General features: G+C 69.4%; 6 protein-coding genes. 4 read left to right on the top strand and 2 right to left on the bottom strand.

From position 1 onward, the window contains the following. Positions 1-582: NAD(P)H-dependent oxidoreductase (locus tag GX015_RS00475; RefSeq protein WP_291341965.1), on the bottom strand; the 582-nt coding region annotated here is incomplete at its 3' end. A gap of 111 nt (positions 583-693) precedes the next feature. On the opposite strand from GX015_RS00475, the gene gluQRS reads away from it, so the two are divergent. The 3 genes from gluQRS to GX015_RS00490 all read left to right on the top strand — a co-directional run bounded on the left by gluQRS (position 694) and on the right by GX015_RS00490 (position 4,027). Further along, positions 694-1,662, top strand: a complete 969-nt coding sequence (gluQRS, locus tag GX015_RS00480) for a tRNA glutamyl-Q(34) synthetase GluQRS (RefSeq protein WP_291341967.1) — start codon at positions 694-696, stop codon at positions 1,660-1,662. A 203-nt stretch (positions 1,663-1,865) separates the two neighbouring features. Continuing rightward, positions 1,866-2,414 (top strand): flavodoxin, encoded by a 549-nt coding sequence (locus GX015_RS00485; RefSeq protein WP_291341969.1) that lies wholly within the window; start codon positions 1,866-1,868, stop codon positions 2,412-2,414. Continuing rightward, positions 2,411-4,027, top strand: coding sequence for an AMP nucleosidase (locus tag GX015_RS00490; RefSeq protein WP_291341971.1), 1,617 nt, complete (start codon positions 2,411-2,413; stop codon positions 4,025-4,027). Before GX015_RS00485 ends, GX015_RS00490 begins: the two co-directional genes overlap by 4 nt. Here the strand turns inward: GX015_RS00490 and GX015_RS00495 are convergent. Continuing rightward, complete coding sequence (locus GX015_RS00495; RefSeq protein WP_291341973.1) at positions 4,024-4,857, bottom strand: DUF418 domain-containing protein; 834 nt, start codon at positions 4,855-4,857, stop codon at positions 4,024-4,026. The genes GX015_RS00490 and GX015_RS00495 overlap by 4 nt on opposite strands. A gap of 427 nt (positions 4,858-5,284) precedes the next feature. Here GX015_RS00495 and GX015_RS00500 point away from each other — a divergent pair. Continuing rightward, the coding region (locus GX015_RS00500) for a cation transporter (RefSeq protein WP_291341975.1) at positions 5,285-5,382 on the top strand (98 nt) is incomplete at its 3' end.

Below are 5,382 nucleotides of genomic sequence, written 5' to 3' on the forward strand. Positions count from 1 at the left end.
GACGCCGCCGCCGGCGCGGGGATCGACGCGGTCGGGCGTCGCGTCGGCAAGCTTGGCCAGCTCGGCCTGCGCCTTGCTCAGGATGCCGACGACCTCGTCGACGTCCTTCGGGTGGCGGCCGTCGAGCAGGGTGTACGCGTCGCCCCAGGTGTAGTCGGTGGCGACGCACTTGGCCTGCACGGTCTCCAGCGCCTCGCGCAGCACGGCGGTGGCGCCGACCAGCGCACGCGGCCCCGGGGTGAAGCCCATGACCAGCGACGGCTTGCCCATGAGCACGCCGGAGCCCATCGGGCGGGAGCACCAGTCGATGGCGTTGGTGATCACGGCCGGCGCGGTGTGGTTGTACTCCGGGGTGATGATGACCAGGCCATCCGCGTCGCGCACGGCCTCGCGCAGCTCGCGGGCGGCATCCGGCTCCTGGCCGGGGACGTCGAGGTCCTGGTCGTAGAACGGCACGTCACGAAGGCGCGCGAAGACGACGGCGGTGTCGCCCTCCGGCAGGTGGTGGATGAAGGCCTCGGCCAACTGTCGGTTGGTCGATTCCTTGCGGAGGGAACCGAGGAAAATGACGTAGTTGCTCATGTGTCAACGATACCGCCGGATGCCCGGTCGTGAATCGGCGGCGCAGCCGCGGCGCCTGGCCGGACGCGGGGAGGTGGGCGTCGTCAAGCCAACCCGTTTTAGTGTGGGGACATGGACGAAGCTGATCGGGACGCCGGGCCCGCGTACGTCGGCCGCTACGCGCCGTCGCCGACCGGGCACCTGCACCTGGGGAATCTGCGGACGGCGGCGATCGCGTGGGCGCGGGCGCGGTCCGTCGGCGGGCGGTTCCTGGTGCGCGTGGAGGACATCGACCGGCAGCGGTCCCGCCCCGAATTCGAGGAGCAGCAACTCGCCGACCTCGCGGCCATCGGCCTGGACTGGGACGGCGAGCCCGTGCGCCAGTCCGAGCGCGATTCGCTTTACGACGACGCATTGCGCCGTTTGCCGACCTTCCCCTGCTTCTGCTCCCGCAAGGACATCCAGCGGGAGTTGGCGGAAATGGGCGGGGCACCGCACGGCGCACCCGGCGCGTACCCGGGGACCTGCCGCGACCTGTCGGAGGCGGCGCGGGCCGAGAAGACGGCGGAGCTCGCGGCGTCCGGGCGGGGGCCGTCGCTGAGATTGCGCGCCGACGTGCGCGAATGGCGGGCCGAGGACGCGCTGCACGGCACGATCGTCGATGCGGTCGATGACATGGTGCTGCGGCGCGCCGACGGGATGTGGGCGTACAACCTGGCCGTCGTCGTCGATGACGCGGACCAGGGCGTCACCGAGATCGTCCGCGGCGATGACCTGCTGAGTTCCGCGCCGCGCCAGGCGTATCTGGCGCACCTGCTGGGGGCACCGGAACCGACGTACGCGCACGTCCCGCTGGTGGTCAACGGCGAGGGGCGGCGGCTGGCCAAGCGCGACGGCGACGTGACGCTGCGCGACGTCTCGGCCGGGGAGGCCCAGCGGTGGATCCTGGATTCGCTGCGTGCCGGCGGTGGCGCGGGTGGCGAAGACGCCGTGGCCGAAGGGCTGATGGGCATGGACCTGAGCGACGTCGATCGCATCGCCGACCTGCCCGAGGTGTTCGACCTGATGGCCATTCCCCGTGAGCAGGTCGTTTTCCGCTGACGAGCCGCCGCTGCCGTGCCCGCCGTTTTCCGCACGCCCGCCGCGTCCTCCGCGCTTAACCCACCCCGAATGGTGTAACCCACCCGCTATAACGGGTGGGTTACACCATTCGGGGTGGGTTAGCCATGAAGCGGGGCGATGGCGGCGCCGTTTCGGCACTGTGGTGCGCTGCGGGTGGTCCGCGCCGTCGCTAGCCTGGGGCCATGAACGCCACCAACGACTCCCGGCCGACGCTGCTGGTCGTGCACCATTCGCCGACGCCGCTGCTCCGGGCCGTGCGCGACGCCGCGCTGGACGGCGCCCGCCACCCCGAGATCGAGGGCGTCAACGTCCGCGTCGTCGAGGCCCTCGACGCCACCGCCGCCGACGTGCTGGCCGCCGACGCGTACCTGCTGGGGACGTCGGCGAACTTCGGCTACATCTCCGGCGCGCTGAAGCATTTCTTCGACTCGACGTTCGCCGAGTACAACGCGGCCGCGGAGGCCGGCGACGTGCCCAAGGGTCGCCCGGTGTCGTGGTGGATCCGCGGCGGCTACGACGTCACCGGCGCGGCGAAGGCCATCCGCTCGCTGACCACCGGTTTCGGCTGGGAGATCGCGGCGGAGCCGGTGGAGTTCGTCGGCGAACCCGACGACGCGACGAACGAAAAGCTGCTGGAACTCGGCGGCACGATGGCCGCCCTGCTGATGGACCCGACAACGGACCCGACAATGGCCCAGACGATGGACCAGACGATGGAGGACCCCCGATGAGCGCCCCTTTCGCCACCACCACGGGCGACGGCGATTTCTACGATGACCCGGCTGCGGCAGTCGACCGGCTGATCGAGATCTACGACGCCAACACCTCCTACCTGGTCGATTGCTACGCCGACGCCTGCCGTGACCGGGCTGCCGGCGGGGAGGCCCCGGCGCCGGTGACGGCCTGCTACCCGGAGCTGCGGTTCACGGTCGATGTGGTGGAGGGCGTCGATGCGGCGCTGTCGCACGGTTTCGTCGACCGCGCGGGCACGTACGCGACGGCGATCGCGCGGCCGCGCCTGTTCGCGCGCTATTTGCGCGAGCAGATCGGGGATTTGCTGGCCAGCCACGGCGGCGAGATCGAGGTCCGGGTGTCGGATACGCCGATCCCGCTGCGCCTGACGCCGACGTTCGACGACGCGCCGCCGGTCGAGGGTCTCGATGCGATCGATTTGGCGGTGATCGACCGGGGTTTCACGCCGGTGGATTCGGCGTTCGTCGACGACGTCATCGCCGATGGCGAGGCCGATTTCCTGTCGCTGCCGATCAAGCCGCTGAGTCTTTTCGCGGCGCCGCGCGTCGATCTGGCGCTGCAGCGCCTGGAGCATTACACGGGGTCCAGCGCGGAGCACATTCAGCGTTTCGTGCTGTTCACCAATTACCAGCTGCACACGGACGTGTTCCTGGAATACGCGGCGTCATTGGCGGATTCGCTTGACGACGGCACGGTGCCCCCCGCGTCCGCCGCCGACTTCGATGGGCCGGCTTTCATCGAGACCGCGGGCCCGGACGCCGGCACCGAGGTGGACGAGGACTCGGTGGCAGGCGGCGGGACGTCGCAAAGCCCGTACACGCATCTGATTTGCCCGGGCGACGTGTCCTTCCCCATCGGCGAGGTGCCGGGGCCGGCGGAGTGCCGCGCGCATGCGTCGTCGGCGCAGATGCCCGCGTACCACCTGGTGCGCGAGGACGGGCTGGGGGTGACCATCATCGACATCGGCGTCGGTCCCTCGAACGCGAAGACCATCACCGATTGTCTGGCGGTGCTGCGGCCGCATTGCTGGATGATGGTCGGCCACTGCGCGGGCCTGGACGGGCGGATGCGGATCGGCGACATGATCCTGGCCAACGGCTACGACCGCGCCGACGGGGTGCTGGATGACCTGGTGCCGCTGGAGAAGCCGATCCCGCCGATCGCCGAGGTGCAGATGGCGGTGACTGCGGCGCTGCGGCGCGTGTCCGGGCTCGACGGCGACGAGCTGCGCAAGCGGTTGCGCACGGGCACGGTGCTGTCGACGTCGGACCGCAACTGGGAGTGGCGGGCGCAGTCGGACATTTACCGTGAGCTGCAGAAATCCACGGCCATCGGCGTGGAGATGGAGTCGGCGACCATCGCCGCCAACGGGTACCGCTTCCGCGTGCCGTATGGGGCGTTGCTGAGCGTGTCCGATATGCCGCTGCATGACCAGCCGAAGCTGCCGAAGGCCGCGCGGGCGTTCTACCAGGCGTCGAAGGTCGAGCATCTGATGACGGCGGTGCGGGCCTGCGAGGCGATGTCCTCCAACCCGGCGGAGTTGCATTCCCGCAAACTCCGCCGGCCGGTGGGCGAGGTGGCGTTCCGCTAGGTCGCGGAGGGAGAAGCGGAGCCAGTGGCGGCGGCTGCGCTGTTCGTCTTGCCGGCGGCGGCATTCTTCGCCGCGGCCTTCGCCGCCTTCTTTTCCTTCCGGCGGTCCAGCGCGGCGCAGATGGCCTCGTAGGACCAGTGCCACACCAGCTCGACGGGGCCGCGGGGGAAGCGGCGCAGCCACAGCGCGGAGAACGCGACCAGCAGGGCGGCGATGCCCAGGTAGATCAGCAGCGTCCAGTAGGTGTACCACTGGCCGGCGATCATGTCGGCGACGCCGAAGCCCCACTCGTAGAAGATGATCGACGCGATCAGGTTCTGGCCGATGTAGCAGGTCAGCGCCATGCGGCCAACCAGGGACAGGGCGCGGCCGACGGGGCCGACGACCTTGTCGGCGGGGATGTCGCCGGCGTCGGCGCGGCGGGTGTGGCGGACGTAGAACTCGGCGACCAGCGCCAGGACGCCGAAGGCGACCATCGCGGAGGTGATGTAGCGGGTCGTGCCGGCGAAGCCGGGGTCGGACAGACGCAGGTACCAGTCGATGGGCAGCCCGATGCCGAAGGACAGGCCCATCGTCCACTTCCGCAGCCGCGCGCCGCGTTCCTCGAACAGGCCGGCGCGCCACGGGTAGCGGCCGGGCCACTTCTCGCCGCGGCGGATGGCGGATTGGCGCTGAATTTCCAGGCCGATGCCGAACATGATGGTCAGCAGGCCGATGAACTTGCCGTCGGTGACCAGGTTGAGGGCGTTCTGGATGAGCTCACTGGATTGAGTGACCCAGTTGGTGGCCGCCTCGGCTCCGTCACCGGCCCCGTCGCCGTCGGCGGTCATGCCTGCGTCGAGGGCCCCGGAGACGCCGGCGCCGAAGACGGCGGGCGCCGAGCCGGAGGTGGCGCCGGCGGTCCGGTCGGGCGGTGGATTTCAGTGATTACAACGGAGTGTGGGACGTAAAGTTCCCGTTTTCGCGAAGTTGTTGGAAAGTAATGCCGATTTCAGCCAAAGCAGAGGTAATGACATTCAAAAGTGCAGTTTACAAGCAAAAACCCGGGCTTTGCGACGGTGCCGGCACCCTCGTTGCGCGGTGGGAACGTCGTAATGCGGCGCATACCCCGGGTGGGTATGAGGGTGATGCTAAAAAGGCCTTGCGTCATACCCCCTATGGGTATAACGTCGACCATGCAAGCAAGACGGGGGCCGTCGACCGGCGGCCATCGACCACATGGCCGCGGATCCGCGGCTGACGACGAGGAGCATCACCATGAGCATCAAGACGAACTACACCGTCACCGGCATGACCTGCGGCCACTGCGAGGCATCCGTCAAGGAGGAGGTCTCGGAGGTTCCCGGCGTCACCGC

Origin of the sequence: Corynebacterium sp. (assembly GCF_012837295.1) — a bacterium.
Taxonomy (GTDB): domain Bacteria; phylum Actinomycetota; class Actinomycetes; order Mycobacteriales; family Mycobacteriaceae; genus Corynebacterium.